Raw genomic sequence first — 19,233 nt, 5'->3', positions numbered from 1 at the left:
TTTATAATAACATAAGTTAAATAGAGTATTCAATAAGTTATCCACAAAAACTGTGATAATATTTATGATATTTATCAACAGAACTTGAAAATTATAGTGTATTGACATAAAAACATGATATATATATAATGATAAGGTAAATCTAAAAATGGAATTATAGTTTTAACTATAGAAATTACAATTTAAAGGGGGTGTAATGAAATGTTCATGACATACCAACCAAAAAAGAGACAAAGAAAAAAAGAGCATGGTTTCAGAAAGAGAATGAAAACTTCATCAGGAAGAAACGTTCTTAAGAGAAGAAGACAAAAAGGTAGAAAAAGATTAACAGCATAAGGGCCGCAACTAGTGGCCTTTTTTCTGCAATAGCAGGAAAAAAAGGAGTTTAAAAATTCTAATGATGTACAGATTAAGAAAAAACAATGAATTTAAATTAGTTTATAGAAGAGGTAAATCTTTCGCTAATAATCTTTTAGTTATATATATATATAATAATAGAAGAAACAGAACCAAAAATGGAGATACTTATAATAAGGTAGGAATTTCAGTAAGTAAGAAAGTTGGAAATAGTGTTGTCAGGAGCAGAAGTAAACGATTGATAACAGAAAGCTATAGACTAAATGAAAAAAATCTTAAGACTGGTTATGACTTTGTTTTTATAGCAAGGAATTCTATAGAGGGAAAGAGTTTCTTTGAAGTAGAAGAATCGATGAAAAAACTTTTCTCAAAGGCAGGCTTATATAAGTAATGAAAAAAATAATGTTAAAATCTATACATTTATATAGAAGATATATTTCGCCCATGAGACCCCCAACATGCATATATGTTCCCACATGTTCAGAGTATGCTATTGAAGCGATAACAAAATATGGAGCCTTCAAGGGTGGTTTCTTAGCTATAAAGAGAATTTTAAGATGTCATCCATTTGCTAAGGGTGGCTATGATCCGTTAAAATAAGGAGGGTGCGCGTAAAATATGATGAAGTTCTTACAACCTATTACAAATTTTTTAACTGTTATATTTGAAGGGATGCATGGAATAATACTAAATCTGTTTAACTTGGAACCGAGTGGAGTATCTTATATACTAACAATTACATTATTTACATTAATAATAAGATTGTTAATACTTCCTTTAAATATAAAAGCAAATAGATCAAATGCAAGAATGCAAGAAATTCAACCAGAATTAAATGCTATTCAAAAGAAATATGCTAATGATCCTCAAAAGATGCAAGCTGAGTATTCAAAATGTATGAAGGATAATAATGTAAGCATGTTTGGAGGATGTCTTCCAACACTGTTACCATTACCAATACTTTTTGCACTTTACTATGTATTTATGAATATAAATGTAGATTCAGTAGTTAATCCAGCATTCTTATGGATACCAGATGTATTTCAAAAAGATCCATATTTCATATTACCTGTATTAGCCTTCTTAAGCACATACATCCCAAGTTTACTATTAACTAAGTCTATGCCTAAGAATGAAGATGGAAAACAAATGAACATGGGTAGTATGAACCTAATGATGGCAGGTATGATGGGAGTAATGGCTATTAATTTTAGTTCACTTCTTGTAATTTACTGGATAATAGGTGGAGTTATTCAATTAGCTCAAACATATTTCTTAAATTATTTACCAGCTATGAAGAAAAAAGCTGCTAAAGAAGATGATGAAAAAAATAAAATAATAGAAAATGCAAAGAAAGCAACACCAAAGACTAAGAAAAAAAAGTAATTTATTTAGTATTACTAGGTGGTGATTAGGGTATGAAAACATTAGAAATGACAGGTAAAACTGTAGCTGAAGCATTAAATAATGCTTTAAAGACTTTAAAACTTACAGAAGATAGGATTGAATATGAGGTTTTAGATGAAGGTTCTAAGGGCTTTTTAAATCTGATAGGTACAAAACCTGCTAAAATATTAGTTAAGGTAAAAAGAGATTATAATGAAGAGGTAAGATTATTCTTAAGAAATGTACTTGATAGTATGAAGGTACAAGCGGAAATTAAAATAAGAGAAGAGAATGACGTAATTAATATTAATTTAACTGGACCGAGAATGGGGATAATTATAGGGTATAGGGGAGAGACTTTAGATGCTCTTCAATATCTAGCTTCTTTGGTTGTAAATAAGAGTCACGATATTCCTTATAAGAAGATAGTCTTAGATACTGAGAATTATAGGAAAAAGAGAGAAGATACTTTAAATAGAGTTGCTGAAAAAACTGCATATAAAGTTACAAAAACGAGAAGACCTTATAAACTAGAGCCAATGAATCCTTATGAAAGAAGGATAATACATTCAGCTCTACAAGATAATGAATTTGTCTATACTTTTAGTGAGGGGGAGGAACCTCATAGGAGAGTAGTAGTAGATATTAAGAAATAAAGGTGGGAAGGCCGTTAGGCTTTCTGACCTTTTATTTTTTGGGAAATAACATTAATTTATTTATTTTGACTTACTATAAATTGTTTTGTAAAATGAATATTAGTTAAAAGGGATATACTATAAATACAGACTTAATTAAGTCAAGATAAGGAGGATAGAAGTTGAAAGAATTTGATACGATTTGTGCTATATCTACAGCTATAGGAGAAGGTGGAATAGCTATTATTAGAGTATCTGGTGATAAGGCTTTAGATATTGTATCTAAGATATTCAGACCTAAAAATGGTAAAGATATTAAAGATATGAAGACTTATACGATGAGATATGGCCACATAATTGATATAAATACCGAAGAATTAATAGATGAAGTAATTATAAGTTATATGAAAGGTCCTAGAAGCTTTACAGCTGAGGATACTGTTGAAATAAATTGCCATGGAGGCGTTACATCGACTAATAAGGTATTGGAAACTGTTATAAAAGCAGGTGCAAGACTAGCAGAGCCTGGTGAGTTTACCAAGAGAGCATTTTTGAACGGAAGAATAGATTTATCTCAAGCAGAAGCTGTTATGGATTTAATAACAGCAAAAACTGAGCTTGCCATGAAATCTGCATTAATGCAAAGCAATGGATCTTTATCACAAAGAATCAATAAGTTAAATGAATACTTATTAAATGTTCTAGCATTGATAGAGTATGCTGTTGATTTTACAGAAGATGATGAAGAAATAGATCCAACTATACCAATTAGAGTTAGACAAAGTTTAGAAAATGCTCATGAAGATATAGATAAATTACTTAAGAGCGCAGATGAAGGAAAAATAATAAGAGATGGTTTAAGCTTAGCTATTGTTGGTAAACCAAATGTTGGGAAATCATCTTTATTAAATGTATTATTAAAGGAAAAAAGAGCGATCGTTACTGATATAGCAGGAACTACTAGAGATGTAATAGAAGAGTATATTAATTTAGATGGAATACCTGTTAAAATTATAGATACTGCCGGTATAAGAGAAACAGAAGATATTGTTGAAAAAATTGGAGTTGAGAGATCTAGAGAAAAAATAAATGAAGCTGATTTAGTGTTATTAGTTCTGGATTCTTCAAGAGAGCTAGATAAAGAAGACAATGAAATAATTGAAGCAATTAAGAATAAAAAGGCTATAGTTTTATTAAATAAAATAGATTTAGATAATAAAATAGACAATTCAATATTAAACAATTTCGAAAATATAATAAAAATTTCAGCTAAAGAAGATATTGGAATAGATGGTTTGAAAAATGAGATTAAGAATATGTTCTTTAGTGGTAAAATAGATAGCGAAAGTTTAATAATATCAAATTCAAGACACAAACAAGCATTAATTAGAGCAGGCGAAAATTGCAATGAGGCTCTTATAAGATTAAATAATAATGAATATTTAGATTTGATTTCAATATTCGTTACAGCAGCATTAAAGGCTTTAGGTGAAATTACGGGATCAGAATTAGAAGAAGATTTAGTTAATAAGATATTTAAAGAATTTTGTTGTGGAAAGTAGGAGATAGATAAATATGAAATATAGAGCAGGAGAATATGATGTAGTAGTTGTTGGTGCTGGGCACGCAGGATGTGAAGCAGCACTAGCAACAGCAAGAATGGGATTAAAAACATTAATTTGCACTACAAATCTTGATTCTGTAGCTATGATGCCATGTAATCCAAATATAGGAGGAACTGCAAAGGGCCATTTGGTAAGAGAAATTGATGCATTAGGAGGCGAAATGGGAGTAAACATAGATAATACTTTCATTCAATCTAGAATGCTTAATACTTCAAAGGGGCCAGCGGTTCACTCATTAAGGGCACAAGCTGATAAAAAGAAATATCAATACAGAATGAAGAGTGTCTTAGAAGAACAAGAAAACTTATCTTTAAGACAGTTAGAAGTAGTAGAAGTAGATATAGAAGATGGTAAAGTAAAAGGAGTTCTTACTAAAAATGGTGGATACTTTGGTTGTAAGGCTATCATTTTAACAACAGGAACATACTTAAGAGCCAGAATTATTATTGGAGATGTAACATACAATAGTGGCCCAAATGGTTTATCAGCCGCTAACGAATTATCACAATCATTAATAGATTTAGGAATAGAGTTAAGAAGATTTAAGACAGGAACGCCAGCAAGAATTAATGCGAGAAGTGTAGACTTTTCTAAAATGATCGAACAGCCAGGAGATGAAAAAATAGTACCTTTCTCATTTATGAGTGGTGATATTTCAAGAGATCAGGTTTCTTGTTGGTTAACTTATACAAGTGAAGAAACACATAAAATTATTAAAGATAATATAGATAGATCACCTATGTATAATGGATTAATTGAGGGGGTAGGTCCTAGATATTGCCCATCAATAGAAGATAAAGTTATGAGATTTCCAGATAGGGAAAGACATCAACTATTTATAGAACCAGAAGGTGAAGATACTCAAGAAATGTATGTTGGAGGAATGTCATCATCTTTACCAGAAGATGTTCAATTACAGATGTTAAGATCTGTTCCAGGCCTTGAAAATGCTGAAATTATGAGGACAGCTTATGCAATTGAGTATGATTCAATCGACCCAACGCAATTAAAACCAACATTAGAATTTAAGAACTTTGAAGGTTTATATGGAGCAGGTCAATTAAATGGTAGCTCAGGTTATGAAGAGGCTGGAGGACAAGGCATAGTCGCAGGTATAAATGCTGCTTTAAAGATTAAAGGATTAGATCCTATGATATTAACTAGATCAGATGGATACATTGGTGTTTTAATTGACGATTTAGTTACAAAAGGAACAAATGAACCGTATAGAATGATGACGGCTAGGGCAGAATATAGATTACTATTGAGACAAGATAATGCTGACTTTAGGTTAACTGAAATAGGATATAAAGTAGGTCTTGTAACAGAAGATAGATATCAAAGATTTATAACTAGAAAAAATAATGTAGAAAATGAAGTTGCTAGATTAAAAGATCTTCAAATTACTAATAAAAAAGAAGTTAACGATATGCTAGTATCTAAAGGATCTGTTGAATTAAAGAAGCCAATTAGTTTTTATGAACTAATAAAGAGACCGGAGTTAGATTATTTCAATTTATACGAGTTGGACCCTGAAAGACCTGATTATGATGAGGATATTGGAGAACAAATTAACATAATTGCTAAATATGAGGGATATATAAGTAGCCAACTTGATCAAGTAAATCAATTTAAGAAATTCGAAAAGAAATTAATTCCTGAAGATATTGATTATAAGGAAGTTAAGGGATTAAGAACAGAAGCGATACAAAAGTTATCTAATATTAGACCTATAAGTATTGGGCAAGCATCTAGAATATCAGGAGTTTCTCCAGCAGATATATCAGTGTTATTAATTTACTTAGAACATCAATATAAAAAATAAGCTTTTATGGAGGAAATATGGAATATTTTCAATTAATGAAGGAAGCCTCATTAGAAGTAGGATTTGATTTAACTGAGAAACAGTATAATCAATTTATATTATATATGAGGCTTTTACAGGAATGGAATGAAAAAATAAATCTTACAGCAATAACAGAAGACGAAGAAGTAATAAAGAAACATTTTATAGATTGTATAAAAGCTTTCAAGTCTAATGCTGTAAAAAATGCTAAGACTGTGATAGATGTAGGTACGGGGGCTGGATTCCCTGGCCTACCTATAGCTATAATGAATCCTAATATCGAAGTTACATTATTAGATTCGCTAAACAAAAGAATAAATTTTTTAAATACAGTTATAGCAAAATTAGAGTTGAAAAATGTAGTTACAATTCATTCAAGAGCAGAAGATGGAGCAAGAAAGCCTGAATTTAGAGAAAAATTTGATGTAGCAACATCTAGAGCAGTTGCAAATATGGCTGTTTTATCAGAGTTTTGTTTGCCTTATGTAAAACAAGATGGATACTTTGTAGCACTTAAAGGACCTGCAGTTGATGATGAAATTAAAGATGGCAAGAATGCTATTAATACATTAGGTGGGGAATTAGAGAACATTATAGAAGTTAGTATTGAAGAATCAGATTTAAAACATAATATTGTAGAAGTTAAGAAGGTTAAAAAATGCCCTAAAACTTATCCTAGAAAAGCAGGGTCAATAAATAAAAAGCCAATTAAGTAAAATATTCTACAGGAAATACTAAAGAATGTAGTCGATATAATATATAATATATACACATTTTAAATGATTTGTATTTTTATATTATATATTATGTAAATTTGTCTTACAAAATTAGGAAATAAAAGAAGGAAATATATAAAATATATAGAATTTTTTAATTATTGAGTTTAGTGGAAATTTATTTTAATAAGGGATGGTTGGGTGCATATGAATAGAGAAATTAGTAATATAAGTGTAGATAGAATATTTCCAAATACTTATCAGCCGAGGAGAATTTTTAATGAAGAGGCATTAGAAGAATTATCTCAATCTATAAAGGAACATGGAATAATTCAACCTATTACTGTTAGAAAAATGGGCGAAAGCTTTGAATTAGTGGCTGGTGAAAGACGATGGAGGGCAGCAAGAATGGCTGATATTGGTTTTGTTCCTTGTAATATAATAGAGATAACGGATACTGAATCAGCAGAAATTGCCTTGCTTGAAAACCTTCAAAGGGAAGATTTAAACTTTATTGAAGAGGCTGAAGCTTATTTTAATTTAATTAATGATCATAGATTTACTCAAGATGAACTAGCAAAGAGAATGGGTAAGAAACAATCAACTATTGCTAATAAGTTAAGGATATTGAAACTTAGCTCTAATGTTAGAGAGGCTTGTTTGGAAAATAAACTTACAGAGAGACATGCAAGAGCTCTTTTATCTTTACCAAATGAAGAATTACAACTTAATGTAGTAGAAAAAATAGTTAAGAACTCTTTGAATGTTAAGGCTACGGAAGAGTTAATTAATAAGGAACTATTAAAAATAGCTGGAGAAGAATTAAATAATAAAGATAAGAAAAGAGTAAAAAGTGTTTTTCCAGCAAAACTATATGTTAACACTATTAGACAGGTTTTTGATAAATTTAATATACCAGCTGAGTATAAATTTAAAGATGATGAAGAATTCATTCAAATCACTGTGTCTATTCCTAAAAAGTAATTATTATATAAATTTATAGAGTATAAACTATTAAAAATGAAGAAATAATTATATTGTTTGATTTATATTTTCTTAAATTAACAAGCAATATGATATTTCTTCATTTTTTTATTATGTTAAGCTTTTAATATTAATTAAAAGTATATATAATATTAATATGGGAAGGGGGGTGAAGCTCTAAATTAGAGCTTTTTTAAATGAAGAAAGTTTGTATATTTAATCAAAAAGGCGGAGTTGGAAAAACGACAACAAATATTAATTTATGTGCATATTTAGCAATGGAAGGGTACAAGGTATTAACGATAGATATAGATCCTCAAGGAAATACGACCAGTGGATTGGGTTTAGATAAGAGAAATTTGGAAATGTCTATGTATGATGTTATTACTTCAGATGCTTCTTTAAAGGATATAATTATAAAAAGTGAATTAGTAAATAACTTATATATTGCACCTTCAACTATGGAATTAGCAGGAGCAGAGGTTGAAGTAATAGGAAAAGAAAATAGGGAAGTAATCTTAGCAAATAAGATTAAAGAAATAGAAGATGAATACGACTATATATTTATAGATTGTCCACCGTCATTAGGAGTGTTGACAATTAACGCTCTTACTTCAGTTGAGTCCGTATTAATTCCGATACAATGCGAGTTTTATGCATTAGAAGGAGTAGGACAATTAATAAACACTATAAAACTTGTTAAAAAGTCATTAAACGAAGGATTAGAAATAGAAGGTGTAGTAATGACTATGTATGACTACAGAACAAATTTAAGCAATGAAGTTTTTGCGGAAGTTAAGAACTTCTTTGACGAAAAAGTTTATAATACTACTATTTCTAGAAATATAAGACTAGCTGAGGCACCAAGCTTTGGGTTACCGATAATGTTATATGATGAAAAATGTAAAGGTGCAGAGTCTTATAGAGCATTAACTAAAGAATTTTTAAGTAGGCAGTAAGTAGGTGATTAAATGAATAAAAAGTCAGCATTAGGGAAGGGATTAGGAGCATTAATACCTAATGAAAATACTTCTAAGGATAAGAATAAACCTTCTCTTATTTCTATAAATCTAATTAAGAGTAATGATAAACAACCAAGAAAATCTTTTGATGATGAAAAAATTGCTGAATTAGCGCAATCAATAAAAGAGCATGGAATTATACAGCCAATTATACTTAATAAGCAAGATGATTACTATGTTATAGTAGCTGGTGAAAGAAGATGGAGAGCTTCAAAGCTTTTAGGATTAAAAGAAGTCCCTGCAATAGTAATGGAATTAAGTGATAAAGAAATCTTAGAAATATCTTTAATAGAAAATATTCAAAGACAGGACTTAAATCCTATTGAAGAAGCTTTAGCATATCAAAAGCTTTTATCTGATTTTGATTTAACTCAGGAAGAGTTAAGCAAAAGAGTAGGTAAATCGAGAGTAGCAATTAGTAATACTATAAGACTTACAGCACTTTGTGATACGGTAAAACAATATCTAATAGATGAAGTTATTACGGAGGGGCATGGGAGAGTGTTGCTAGCAATAGAAGATCCTAAACTTCAGTGCGAAATAGCACAAAAGGTAATAGATGAAAGATTATCTGTTAGAGAATTAGAAAGATTAGTTAAATCTATTAAGTCCGATAAGAAAACAAAAGAAAAGACTAGAGAAATAAGTCCATATTATAAAGATGTCACTGAAAAATTGCAAAATTATTTTGGGACAAAAGTTAATATTAGTAATAAGAATAATAAAGGTAAGATAGAAATTGAATATTATTCAAATGAAGATTTACAAAGAATATTAGAAATAATGGATTTATAAAAATGTTTCACGTGAAACATCTTTGAAAAAAGATTTAAGAAAATGTTTCACGTGAAACATTTATGTTAAACTGACATAAGTTTAGGAAGGAGTATATACGTGGAAAATATATTAAATATTATAAATGAAAACATAGCATTTATAGTAATAGGATTACTAGTTATAATTTTATTACTTTTTATCATAGTAATATCATTAATAAAATCTACTAAGAAGCTTGAAAAAAGATATAGACGCCTTATGAGAGGAGTTAATAATAAGAATTTAGAGGAAGTTATTATTTCTAAATTAGATGAGGTTGATAAAGCAGTAGCTAAAGCAGAAGATGCTATTAATCAATGTAAGGTTATTAAGGAAGAAATTAAAGGCTGTGTAAATAAAGTTGCTATTATGAGATATAAAGCATTCCCTGACGTTGGTAGTGATTTAAGTTTCTCAATAGCAATATTGGATTCATATAATGATGGAGTATTAATCACTGGAATATATTCTAGACAAGATAGCGTGACATACGCTAAACCGGTCGATAAAGGTATCTCTAGATATGAATTATCTGAAGAAGAGTCATATGTATTAAATGAGGCAATAAATAAAAAGTAAACAAGATAGATTAAGAGCTACTTCAATGGGATGATGTAGCTCTTTTTTTAATTTAAGACTATATTTTCTTTTATATCGAGAATTCTATTAATAAAATAAATTATACCATTAGATATACAATCAGCTAATGACATAACAGTAAAAAGTCTAGTATTTTGTAGTATTAGAAACTCATAGTTACCAGATATATTTACAATTCCAGTAATGCTTAAATTTCCTACAGGGGGTAATTCTTTATTTAATGCAAGACCAGGGAAGATTGGTTTTTCATCAATAAAAATTTTACCTATATTATTAATTTTACCAAGACAAGAATCAATAGCTATTATATAGGGATCTTTAAAATTAGATTTAATTTTATTAGTTATATCTACTATATTCTGAGAATGAATAGGTGACTCTAGAGAACCGTAAATAAATATATTGTATTTAGATAAAGCTTTGAAAAATTTCTTTAACTTATAACCAATTAATGGACCTAATGAGTCTCCTGTACATCTATCTGTACCAATACATATAAATATTATCTGTTTATTTGATTTATATATGTCAAATAAGTTTTCATATAAAAAATTTCCAACTTCAATATGTGAATTAGGAAACAAAGAATCTACTTTAAATTTATCTCTTTTCATTAGAAAACCTCCTTTATTGAAATTATTGACAATAAAGGAGGTTAGTATTCATTTTAATATTTTATTTAAGGAATCAATAGTATAATTTATATCTTCTATAGAATTAAGATAACTTAAACTTAATCTTACTGTCCCAGTAGGGAAGCTCCCTATAGTTTTATGAGCAAGTGGAGCGCAATGAAGCCCAGATCTATTCTTAATAGAAAAGTCACTATCAAGAGTAAAGGATAATTCTGCAGTATCAATATTCTTAGCATTAAAAGAGATGCAAGAAGTATAGTTATAATTATTATCCTCATACAAAATTATATTATCAATATTCATTAATCCATCTACTAATTTATTTCTTAGAAAGCTATTCTTTTCATAAATAAAATCTAAGCCCTCAGATTTTATAAATTTTATGCCTTCCATTAAACCAACGATTCCAGGCATGTTAAGAGTTCCTGATTCAAATTTATCTGGTAAAAAATCTGGTTGATTTAGGGAGTGAGACAAACTACCGGTACCACCTAAAATATATGGATTGCAAATCTCATTCAATTCATCGCTTATAATAAATCCCCCAATACCTTGAGGTCCAAAAAGACTTTTATGACCTGTGAAAGCTAAAGCACCTAAATTAAGTTCTTTAAAATCTAGATCTAATACTCCTGCTCCTTGAGCTGTATCCAGAATAAAGTGAATATTATTAGCTCTACATAATGAAGCAATTTGGCTAATTGGCTGGATACTTCCTGTTACATTAGAAGCTTGAGTCAATATTATAAATTTCGTAGAGGGCCTTATGGCATTTTTGAAATCTTCTACATTAATAAAGCCAAATTGATTTGCACTTATTATATCTAAATCTATAATACCATTTTCCTTTAAATTTATTAGTGGCCTAAGTACTGAATTATGTTCCATTGATGAAGTTATTATATGATCACCATTTCTAGCACAACCATTAATTAATATGTTAAGTGAAGTAGTGATATTATTTGTAAAAATTACATTCTCTATTTTATCAAAATTAAAGAAACTAGCTATAGTTTCTCTAGCTTCTAATAATAATCGATTTGATTGCATACCATTTTCGTGATTTGAACGACCTGGATTTCCACCTATTGTTGTTAAAAATTTATATATAGAATCGGTAACATTTTTAGGCTTTGGAAATGTAGTACTAGCATTATCTAAATATACGGTATTCATGTAAATAACTCCTTTATAAAAATTTCAAAGTATAATAAAATTATAGAATATATTATCTTCATTTACAAAAATATATATAATATAATTAAATATAAATAGTTTAAATAAGGAGAAAAAGATGAAATATTATATTATAGTTTTTAAAAACACATTAGATGCAATGAATGCAGAGAAAGTATTGAAAGAAGAAAATTTTATTTTTAAAATGATGCCAACGCCTACAGCAATAACACAAAGCTGTGGAATTTGTGTTAGGATAGAAGATAAAAAATACATAGATGAGATAATAGAAAGGAATATTATTAGTTATAAAGGCATTTATATTAAAGAAGAAAATGACTTTAAAGAAGTTATATAGGAGAGTATCAATATGAATTACTTAGTATGGGTTATTAAAAATGTAAATGAAGATGGCAAAGTTAATTATAGTTTTAATTGGGATAAGGCTATAGAGAGCGGATTTAACTTGATTGAAATAATACTTAGCAAAGGAATATCCCTAATTTTATTAGTAATAGCTATGTATGTAATTATTAAGATAGGAAATAAGACTATAGATAGATTTGTTACCAATCAGTCTAACAGCAAATTAAGTTTTTCAATGAATGAGCAGAAAGCAATTACAGTAGGTGCAATACTTAAAAGTACATTAAAGTATGGAGTTTATATTTCAGCAGCAGCTATAATAATTGGAAGTACTTTTAAAGTTTCAGCTGGAGTACTTAGTGCCATAGGCTTTGTAGTTGGTATAGGAGCTCAGAGTTTAGTCAAAGATGTTATAAATGGATTCTTCATTATTTTTGAAGATCAATATGGCGTTGGAGATTATGTCACTATAGAAGAATTTAGTGGAATAGTGGAAAATATTGGAATAAGGTCAACTGTATTAAGAGATTTTAGTGGAGATGTTCATAATTTGCCTAATGGATCTGTAGTGGAAATCACTAATCATTCTAGAGGGGACATGAGATTTATAGTAGATGTAGAAATTGCATATGAAGAAGATATAGATAATACAATTGAAATTATTAAGAAAGTATGTAAAAAATTTGAGAAAGATAACAAGGATGAAATTAGAAGTGAAATAGAAGTTTTAGGTGCTATATCATTAAATGCATCTGGAGTTACTATAAGAGCCGTTGGAAAAGCAAAACCTATGTCTCAATGGAAAATGGAAAGAGACTTAAGAAAAGATATTAAGATAGCGTTAGATGAAGCTGGAGTTGAAATTCCTTATCCAAAAACTCAATTAGTAAAAAAAGAAAATAAGTAATTATAGGAGGGGTATAATGATAGAGACTTTTGATTTAGGTGATATTGTAGAAATGAAAAAACAGCATCCATGTGGTAGCAAGGAGTTTGAAGTAATCAGATTAGGTGCAGATATAAAAATAAAATGTACTGGATGCGGAAGAATAGTAATGCTTCCAAGAAGTAAATTCCAAAAGGATGCCAAAAAAAAGATCAATCCATAATTGCCTTAAATTATAGCTTGCAAAGAAAATCAAAAAATGTTAAAATATTAAATTGTAATCCCTGCTGTGTAAAGCACAGCCAGAGTCCGAGGGGAGGAGGTGAAAATGATGAGAAAGTACGAAACTATATTTATACTACACCCATCATTAGACGAGGAAGCTTGCAAAGCTGCAATCGAAAAATTTAAAGGTGTAATAGAAAACGGTGGAGGAACTATAGAAAATGTTGACGTTTGGGGTAGAAGAAAGCTTGCTTACGAAATCGCAAAAGTTAACGAAGGTTTCTATACATTAATCAACTTCAATGCTGATTCAGAATTACCTAAAGAATTAGACAGAGTATTCAGAATTACTGATGGTGTTATAAGACACATCATAGTTAAACAAGAAGCGTAAGAGGTGATATTGTTATGAATAAGGTAATACTTATTGGAAGACTAACTAAAGATCCAGAGCTAAACTTTGCTGCTGGAAGTGGTACTGCAGTTACTAGATTTAGTTTAGCAGTAACAAGACCTTTCAAAAAGGATGAAACTGATTTTATCAATTGTATAGCTTTTGGTAAAACAGGTGAGACAATAGCACAATATCTTACAAAGGGCAGACAACTTGCTGTTACTGGAAGCATTAGAACTGGTAGTTATGATGCTAAGGATGGAACTAAGAGATATACAACTGATATAGTTGTAGATTCTTTTGAATTCATTGGATCAAGTAACAATAGTGGTGCTGGAAGAGATCAAGGTTCATATAATAATGGATTTGGTTCTTCAAATAATAGTTCTGATTATTCAACGCCATCAAATGATTTTGGTGGTATGAATTTCGAGGAAGACATGACTCCTGTAGATGATGGAGATATGCCTTTCTAAAAGTCTAAAAGAAGGAGGGAATTAGCATGAAAGACATGAAGAGATCTGGAAAAATGAGAAGATCTAAGAGAAAAGTATGTGCTTTTTGCGTAGATAAAGCTGAAACAATAGATTATAAAGATATTACTAAGCTAAGAAAATTCGTAACAGAAAGAGGTAAGATATTACCAAGAAGAATTTCTGGTACTTGCGCTAAGCACCAAAGAGAATTAACAAGTGCTATAAAGAGATCAAGAAACATAGCATTATTACCATTTACAACTGAGTAAGATAATTAACCCCTGGATGTCAGGGGTTTTTTGTTATGCTAATACAATATATTCTTACAAAATATGTAAATAAGTTTATAAGTTGTTGCATTAAATGTGAATTATCTTTAAAATATAAATACAAGGGTATTAGTATAGGGGTGAACAGGGTGAAGAGAGATGATTTAAATATAATGGCCAATATTAAAATGATAGAAAAGCTAAAGGCAAATCTTCTAAGTATAATAGCTGAATTTTATCATTTATTAACCAAAGGAAGTAATGTAGCTCAAGATGCAATTTTAAATTGTATATCAGGAGCTGTGGTTATTTTATATGTATTAGCCCAGAAACTAGGATATTCATGCAAGGATGTTGATGACGATATGAAAAAGAAATTACAAGTAGGCATTGCTGAAGGACATGAGTATGAAAGTGATGGAAGGAGCCTAAGTAAACTTCATTTACATTTAAAGGAGCGCCATTAATATTATGGAATGGAAAGAATTATTTAAGAAAAGATTTGAAATGATTAGACCTATAATTACGCCAATTATGTTTGTAGGAGCTTGTATAGGATTCTATTATAGAAAGAGTATCTTTTTAGGAACTTTGTTATTAGCTATATTTATAATATTTACTGTTAGTGAATATTTAAATAAGGAAGAGACACAAAGTAATATAGAAAAAGTGAAAGAAATAATTCTTAAAGATATAGACAATAATATTTTCAATCTTATATTCCCACTTGCAATAATAAAGGAAACAGGTGAAATTTTTTGGAGCAATAAAGAGTTTAATAAATTTATACCAGAAGAAGATCCTTTAGGGCTAAATGTAGTTAGTATTGCGAGAGGATTAAATTTATCTAGATTATTAACATGTGATAGAGAGTTACATCAAAAAATAAAAATATTAGATTCATTTTATAAAGTATATGCAAGTAAGATAGAAGCTTTTGATTTAGAAGAAAAATTGTATATAGTTTATTTTAATGATATTGGTGGTAAAAAAAATATAGAAAGTACCAAGGAAAGTATAATGATTATAGAAGTTGATAATTTATCTGAGGTGCTTGAAACCACTATGGAAACTGATAGACCTATGTTAGTTGCAGAAGTAGAGAAATCTATAAATGCATATGCACAAAGACTTAAGGCTATGATAACTAAGTATGATTCTAATAAGTATATATTATCGATACAGGATAAATATATAGATGAGGAAATAAATAATAAATTTTCAATTCTAGAAGAAGTATCTCAAATTGAAAGAGGAAATAAGTTTCAAGTGACATTGAGTATTGGTGTAGGTAGAGGTGGAACTTGCCCTTTGGAAAATAATAATTTTGCTAATACAGCAAAGGAATTAGCCTTGGGTAGAGGTGGAGATCAGGTAGTTATAAAAAACAATGAAAAAATCAAATTCTTTGGAGGAAATAAAAGAGAGATAGAAAAGAGAACAAGGGTTAGAGCTCGAATTATTTCACATACATTAAAAGAATTAATATATGAAAGTAGCAATGTATTTATTATTGGTCATAAAAATCCTGATATGGATTGTTTTGGTTCATCAGTAGGGTTATCTTCAGTTGTTAAACAATTAGGTAAACCTTGTAGCATAATTTTAGGAAATGAAACATCTGCAATAGATTATTTTTTATCAAAATTAAAAAAAGATTCAAGATATGATAATCTTTTTATATCAGTAGAAGATGTTTATGAGCAAATCAATGAAAAAACATTGTTAATAATAGTAGATGTCCATAATTCAGGATATATATTAGATAAATCAATATTAGAAAAAATTCAAAGAAAGATAATCATTGATCATCATAGAAGAAGTCCAGATATAGTTGAAGGTGCCATATTAAACTATATTGAAGTATATGCCTCATCAACATCAGAAATGGTAACAGAGGTAATTCAATATATGGTACAAAAGCCTAATTTAATGAAGTTAGAAGCAGAGGGTTTACTTGCAGGAATATTTATGGATACTAAGGGATTCTCATTTAAAACTGGAGTAAGGACATTTGATGCTGCATCCTTCTTAAGAGGGTTAGGGGCCGATACAATAGAAGTTAAAAAGATGTTTATGGATAATCTTGAAGACTATTTAGTAATAGCTGATACAATAAAATCGGCTCAGGTACAAGATAATGTAGCTATAGCTATAGCACCAAAAGAAGTGAAAAAATCATTTATGGCTGCAAGAGCGGCTGACGAATTACTAAACATATCTGGAATCAATGTATGCTTCGTATTAATTGAAATGAATAATAGTATAGTAATTAGTGGCAGATCTATAGGAGAGTATAACGTACAAGTAATACTTGAAGAATTAGGTGGCGGTGGCCATATGAATATGGCAGGAGCACAATTGAGTAACATTTCAGTAGAAGAAGCTAAAAAAATACTTAAAAAATCGATAGAAAAACATTTGAAGGTTGGTGAATAACATGAAGGTAATATTATTACAAGATGTTAAGAAATTAGGTAAAAAAGGTGATGTTATAGAAGCATCAGATGGATATGCAAGAAACTTTTTATTTCCTAGGAAATTAGCAGAGGAAGCAACTACTGCAAATATGCATGTATTAAATGCTAAAAAGGAAAATGAAAGAAAGAAAAAATTAGCTGAAATTGAAGCTGCTCAAAAATTAGCTTCTGAATTAAAAGGAAAAGAAGTTAAGATAGAAGCAAAAGGGAATAATGGGAGATTATTTGGTGCTATAACAAGTAAGGATGTAGCAGAATTAATTAATAAAGAATATAAGTTATCAGTAGATAAGAAGAAAATTGTTATGGATACAATAAAGGTTGCAGGTAGTTATGATATAGAAATTAAACTATATCCAGAGGTGTCTACTAAGATGAAAGTAACTATTGTAGAGCAATCATAAGGAGGACTAAGTTTGAAGACTTACGATGAAACAAACATAGAAAGTTTATTAGACAGTGAGTTATCTTTAGATGCACAAGCAAATGTGATAAATCAAATATTAAATAATGTATTAGATGAGGGAGCCGTAAGAGCTAGAATCGTAAGATTTAAACTACAAAAATATATAAACTCTACTAATATATGTGAAAGAATATATGCTTTAAACGTAATAGCATCAGATGGAAAAGGAGAAAAAGTAGTTCCAAGTCAAGATGAATTACGTGGTGTATTAGAAGATACAATTTACTATATATCAGAAAATATAGCAAGAAAGTATGTACAAAATAAAATTGAGACAAAAGTTGAGAAAGCCCTTCAAGAAAGACAAGATAAATTTATGGATGATATAAAATTATCTATAATAAGAAAGCAAAAGGGGCCTGAGAGTTCGAAGACTTCTAAGAAATTAGAAAGATTAGAAGAATTAGATGCAAAAAAGATAAATAAGAATGTTATGAGTCTTTTAAGACCAGAGACTTTTGAAGAAATTGTTGGTCAAGAAAGAGCAATAAAATCTTTAATTTCTAAGATGTCATCACCATATCCACAACATATAATTTTATATGGACCACCTGGGGTTGGTAAAACTTCAGCTGCAAGACTTGCTTTAGAAGAAGCAAAAAAATTAAGATTTACACCTTTTGATGAAGAATCAAAATTTGTTGAGGTAGATGGTACTACATTAAGATGGGATCCAAGAGAAATCACTAACCCATTATTAGGATCAGTTCATGATCCAATTTATCAAGGAAGTAAAAAAGATTTAGCAGAAGTTGGGGTTCCAGAGCCGAAGACAGGGCTAGTAACAGAAGCTCATGGTGGAGTTCTATTTATAGATGAAATAGGAGAATTAGATGATATTCTTCAAAATAAGTTGCTAAAGGTTTTAGAAGATAAGAGAGTTGAATATTCATCTTCATATTATGATCCAGATGATGAAAATACTCCAGGATATGTAAAGTATCTTTTTGAAAAGGGAGCTCCTGCAGATTTTGTATTAATTGGAGCAACTACTAAAGATCCAGGGAAAATAAATCCTGCTTTAAGATCTAGATGTACAGAGGTGTACTTCGAACCATTATCAGCATCAGATATTACTGGAATAATTGAAAATGCGGCTAAAAAACTAAATGTAAGTCTAGAAGATGGTGTTGCAGAACTTATTAGTAGATATACTATCGAGGGTAGAAAAGCTGTGAATATATTGGCTGATGCATATGGATATTCATTATATAATTCTAATGAAGAAAGCAATTTAATTACATTGAAAGATGTAGAAGAGGTTATATCCATAGGAAGATATGTTCCATTTGAAACAGTTCATGATGTAGAGAATTATGAAATAGGTCACACTTATGGATTAGGTGTAAGTGGATTCTTAGGATCAACTTTGGAAATCGAAGCTGTAGCTTTCGAGTCAAAGAAGCCAGGAATGGGTACTGTTAAATTCAATGATACTGCAGGAACTATGGCAAAGGATTCTGTATTTAACGCTGCATCAGTAATTAGAAGAATTACTGATAAGGATATTAAGGACTATGATATTCATGTAAATGTCGTTGGTGGAGGAAGAATTGATGGACCATCTGCTGGTGCAGCAATAACAATTTCAATAATTAGTGCATTATTAGAAAAGCCAATAAGACAAGATGTAGCAATAACTGGAGAAATATCTTTAAGAGGAAATATTAAAGCCGTAGGTGGAATCTTTGAAAAAATTTATGGAGCAAGAAGAAAAGGAATAAAACTTGTTGTTATTCCTAAAGAAAATGAAAAGGAAATTCCATTAAATTTAAATGATATAGAAGTTAAGGCTATAAGTAAAATTGAAGAGTTAATGGATATAGTATTTGAAAAATAAAGATATTTAAATTATATGCTGATAAATATTATT

24 protein-coding genes are annotated in these 19,233 nt (G+C 29.5%); 22 read left to right on the top strand and 2 right to left on the bottom strand.

The window, feature by feature from the left end:
- Positions 1 to 201 precede the first annotated feature (201 nt).
- From rpmH to QK892_RS08220, 12 genes are all read left to right on the top strand, one after another.
- Positions 202 to 336: a 50S ribosomal protein L34 gene (rpmH, locus tag QK892_RS18420; protein ID WP_035151755.1), complete on the top strand. Its 135-nt coding sequence runs from the start codon at positions 202 to 204 to the stop codon at positions 334 to 336.
- Positions 337 to 397: 61 nt separating this feature from the next.
- On the top strand, positions 398 to 748 hold the full coding sequence (gene rnpA / locus QK892_RS08270) for a ribonuclease P protein component (protein ID WP_317273070.1): 351 nt from the start codon (positions 398 to 400) through the stop codon (positions 746 to 748).
- Positions 748 to 957, top strand: a complete 210-nt coding sequence (gene yidD / locus QK892_RS08265; RefSeq protein ID WP_317273069.1) for a membrane protein insertion efficiency factor YidD — start codon at positions 748 to 750, stop codon at positions 955 to 957. The genes rnpA and yidD overlap by 1 nt, the downstream gene beginning before the upstream one ends.
- 18 nt (positions 958 to 975) lie before the next feature.
- Positions 976 to 1,743: a membrane protein insertase YidC gene (gene yidC, locus QK892_RS08260; RefSeq protein ID WP_317273068.1), complete on the top strand. Its 768-nt coding sequence runs from the start codon at positions 976 to 978 to the stop codon at positions 1,741 to 1,743.
- Positions 1,744 to 1,775: 32 nt separating this feature from the next.
- Positions 1,776 to 2,399, top strand: a complete 624-nt coding sequence (gene jag, locus QK892_RS08255) for an RNA-binding cell elongation regulator Jag/EloR (RefSeq protein WP_317273067.1) — start codon at positions 1,776 to 1,778, stop codon at positions 2,397 to 2,399.
- A gap of 161 nt (positions 2,400 to 2,560) precedes the next feature.
- The gene (mnmE, locus tag QK892_RS08250) at positions 2,561 to 3,940 is read left to right on the top strand and encodes a tRNA uridine-5-carboxymethylaminomethyl(34) synthesis GTPase MnmE (RefSeq protein ID WP_317273066.1); all 1,380 of its coding nucleotides are present in this window, start codon (positions 2,561 to 2,563) and stop codon (positions 3,938 to 3,940) included.
- A gap of 13 nt (positions 3,941 to 3,953) precedes the next feature.
- The gene (mnmG, locus tag QK892_RS08245) at positions 3,954 to 5,828 is read left to right on the top strand and encodes a tRNA uridine-5-carboxymethylaminomethyl(34) synthesis enzyme MnmG (RefSeq protein WP_317273065.1); all 1,875 of its coding nucleotides are present in this window, start codon (positions 3,954 to 3,956) and stop codon (positions 5,826 to 5,828) included.
- A 17-nt stretch (positions 5,829 to 5,845) separates the two neighbouring features.
- On the top strand, positions 5,846 to 6,565 hold the full coding sequence (rsmG, locus tag QK892_RS08240; protein WP_317273064.1) for a 16S rRNA (guanine(527)-N(7))-methyltransferase RsmG: 720 nt from the start codon (positions 5,846 to 5,848) through the stop codon (positions 6,563 to 6,565).
- A 207-nt stretch (positions 6,566 to 6,772) separates the two neighbouring features.
- The gene (noc, locus tag QK892_RS08235; RefSeq protein ID WP_317273063.1) at positions 6,773 to 7,549 is read left to right on the top strand and encodes a nucleoid occlusion protein; all 777 of its coding nucleotides are present in this window, start codon (positions 6,773 to 6,775) and stop codon (positions 7,547 to 7,549) included.
- A 197-nt stretch (positions 7,550 to 7,746) separates the two neighbouring features.
- Positions 7,747 to 8,508: a ParA family protein gene (locus QK892_RS08230; RefSeq protein ID WP_317273062.1), complete on the top strand. Its 762-nt coding sequence runs from the start codon at positions 7,747 to 7,749 to the stop codon at positions 8,506 to 8,508.
- 12 nt (positions 8,509 to 8,520) lie between these two features.
- Complete coding sequence (locus tag QK892_RS08225) at positions 8,521 to 9,366, top strand: ParB/RepB/Spo0J family partition protein (RefSeq protein WP_317273061.1); 846 nt, start codon at positions 8,521 to 8,523, stop codon at positions 9,364 to 9,366.
- 99 nt (positions 9,367 to 9,465) lie between these two features.
- Positions 9,466 to 9,966 carry a DUF4446 family protein gene (locus QK892_RS08220; RefSeq protein WP_317273060.1) on the top strand — a complete coding sequence of 167 codons (501 nt, stop codon included), beginning with the start codon at positions 9,466 to 9,468 and terminating at the stop codon, positions 9,964 to 9,966.
- A gap of 47 nt (positions 9,967 to 10,013) precedes the next feature.
- On the opposite strand, the gene yyaC is transcribed toward QK892_RS08220, so the two are convergent.
- Positions 10,014 to 10,601: a spore protease YyaC gene (gene yyaC / locus QK892_RS08215; protein WP_317273059.1), complete on the bottom strand. Its 588-nt coding sequence runs from the start codon at positions 10,599 to 10,601 to the stop codon at positions 10,014 to 10,016.
- A gap of 48 nt (positions 10,602 to 10,649) precedes the next feature.
- Positions 10,650 to 11,798, bottom strand: a complete 1,149-nt coding sequence (locus QK892_RS08210; protein ID WP_317273058.1) for an aminotransferase class V-fold PLP-dependent enzyme — start codon at positions 11,796 to 11,798, stop codon at positions 10,650 to 10,652.
- A gap of 118 nt (positions 11,799 to 11,916) precedes the next feature.
- Here QK892_RS08210 and QK892_RS08205 point away from each other — a divergent pair, with 118 nt between their 5' ends.
- From QK892_RS08205 to lonC, 10 genes are all read left to right on the top strand, one after another.
- On the top strand, positions 11,917 to 12,156 hold the full coding sequence (locus tag QK892_RS08205) for a DUF3343 domain-containing protein (RefSeq protein ID WP_317273057.1): 240 nt from the start codon (positions 11,917 to 11,919) through the stop codon (positions 12,154 to 12,156).
- Between the two features lie 12 nt (positions 12,157 to 12,168).
- On the top strand, positions 12,169 to 13,071 hold the full coding sequence (locus QK892_RS08200; protein ID WP_317273056.1) for a mechanosensitive ion channel family protein: 903 nt from the start codon (positions 12,169 to 12,171) through the stop codon (positions 13,069 to 13,071).
- 16 nt (positions 13,072 to 13,087) lie between these two features.
- Positions 13,088 to 13,273 carry a DUF951 domain-containing protein gene (locus QK892_RS08195; RefSeq protein WP_317273055.1) on the top strand — a complete coding sequence of 62 codons (186 nt, stop codon included), beginning with the start codon at positions 13,088 to 13,090 and terminating at the stop codon, positions 13,271 to 13,273.
- A gap of 108 nt (positions 13,274 to 13,381) precedes the next feature.
- On the top strand, positions 13,382 to 13,669 hold the full coding sequence (rpsF, locus tag QK892_RS08190; protein ID WP_317273076.1) for a 30S ribosomal protein S6: 288 nt from the start codon (positions 13,382 to 13,384) through the stop codon (positions 13,667 to 13,669).
- 14 nt (positions 13,670 to 13,683) lie between these two features.
- Positions 13,684 to 14,145, top strand: a complete 462-nt coding sequence (locus QK892_RS08185) for a single-stranded DNA-binding protein (RefSeq protein WP_317273054.1) — start codon at positions 13,684 to 13,686, stop codon at positions 14,143 to 14,145.
- Positions 14,146 to 14,171: 26 nt separating this feature from the next.
- A complete protein-coding gene (gene rpsR / locus QK892_RS08180; RefSeq protein ID WP_291628887.1) occupies positions 14,172 to 14,414 on the top strand; it encodes a 30S ribosomal protein S18 in 243 nt (80 codons plus the stop codon).
- A gap of 149 nt (positions 14,415 to 14,563) precedes the next feature.
- Positions 14,564 to 14,881, top strand: a complete 318-nt coding sequence (locus QK892_RS08175; protein ID WP_317273053.1) for a MazG-like family protein — start codon at positions 14,564 to 14,566, stop codon at positions 14,879 to 14,881.
- A gap of 4 nt (positions 14,882 to 14,885) precedes the next feature.
- Positions 14,886 to 16,853 (top strand): DHH family phosphoesterase, encoded by a 1,968-nt coding sequence (locus QK892_RS08170; RefSeq protein ID WP_317273052.1) that lies wholly within the window; start codon positions 14,886 to 14,888, stop codon positions 16,851 to 16,853.
- A 1-nt stretch (position 16,854) separates the two neighbouring features.
- The gene (gene rplI / locus QK892_RS08165; RefSeq protein ID WP_317273051.1) at positions 16,855 to 17,298 is read left to right on the top strand and encodes a 50S ribosomal protein L9; all 444 of its coding nucleotides are present in this window, start codon (positions 16,855 to 16,857) and stop codon (positions 17,296 to 17,298) included.
- Positions 17,299 to 17,310: 12 nt separating this feature from the next.
- The gene (gene lonC, locus QK892_RS08160) at positions 17,311 to 19,200 is read left to right on the top strand and encodes a Lon family ATP-dependent protease (RefSeq protein ID WP_317273050.1); all 1,890 of its coding nucleotides are present in this window, start codon (positions 17,311 to 17,313) and stop codon (positions 19,198 to 19,200) included.
- The last annotated feature ends 33 nt before the right edge of the window (positions 19,201 to 19,233 follow it).

Origin of the sequence: Clostridium lamae, from assembly GCF_033043255.1 — a bacterium.
GTDB classification, from domain to species: domain Bacteria; phylum Bacillota; class Clostridia; order Clostridiales; family Clostridiaceae; genus Clostridium; species Clostridium lamae.
This window is presented reverse-complemented; position numbering and strand designations above follow the sequence as displayed.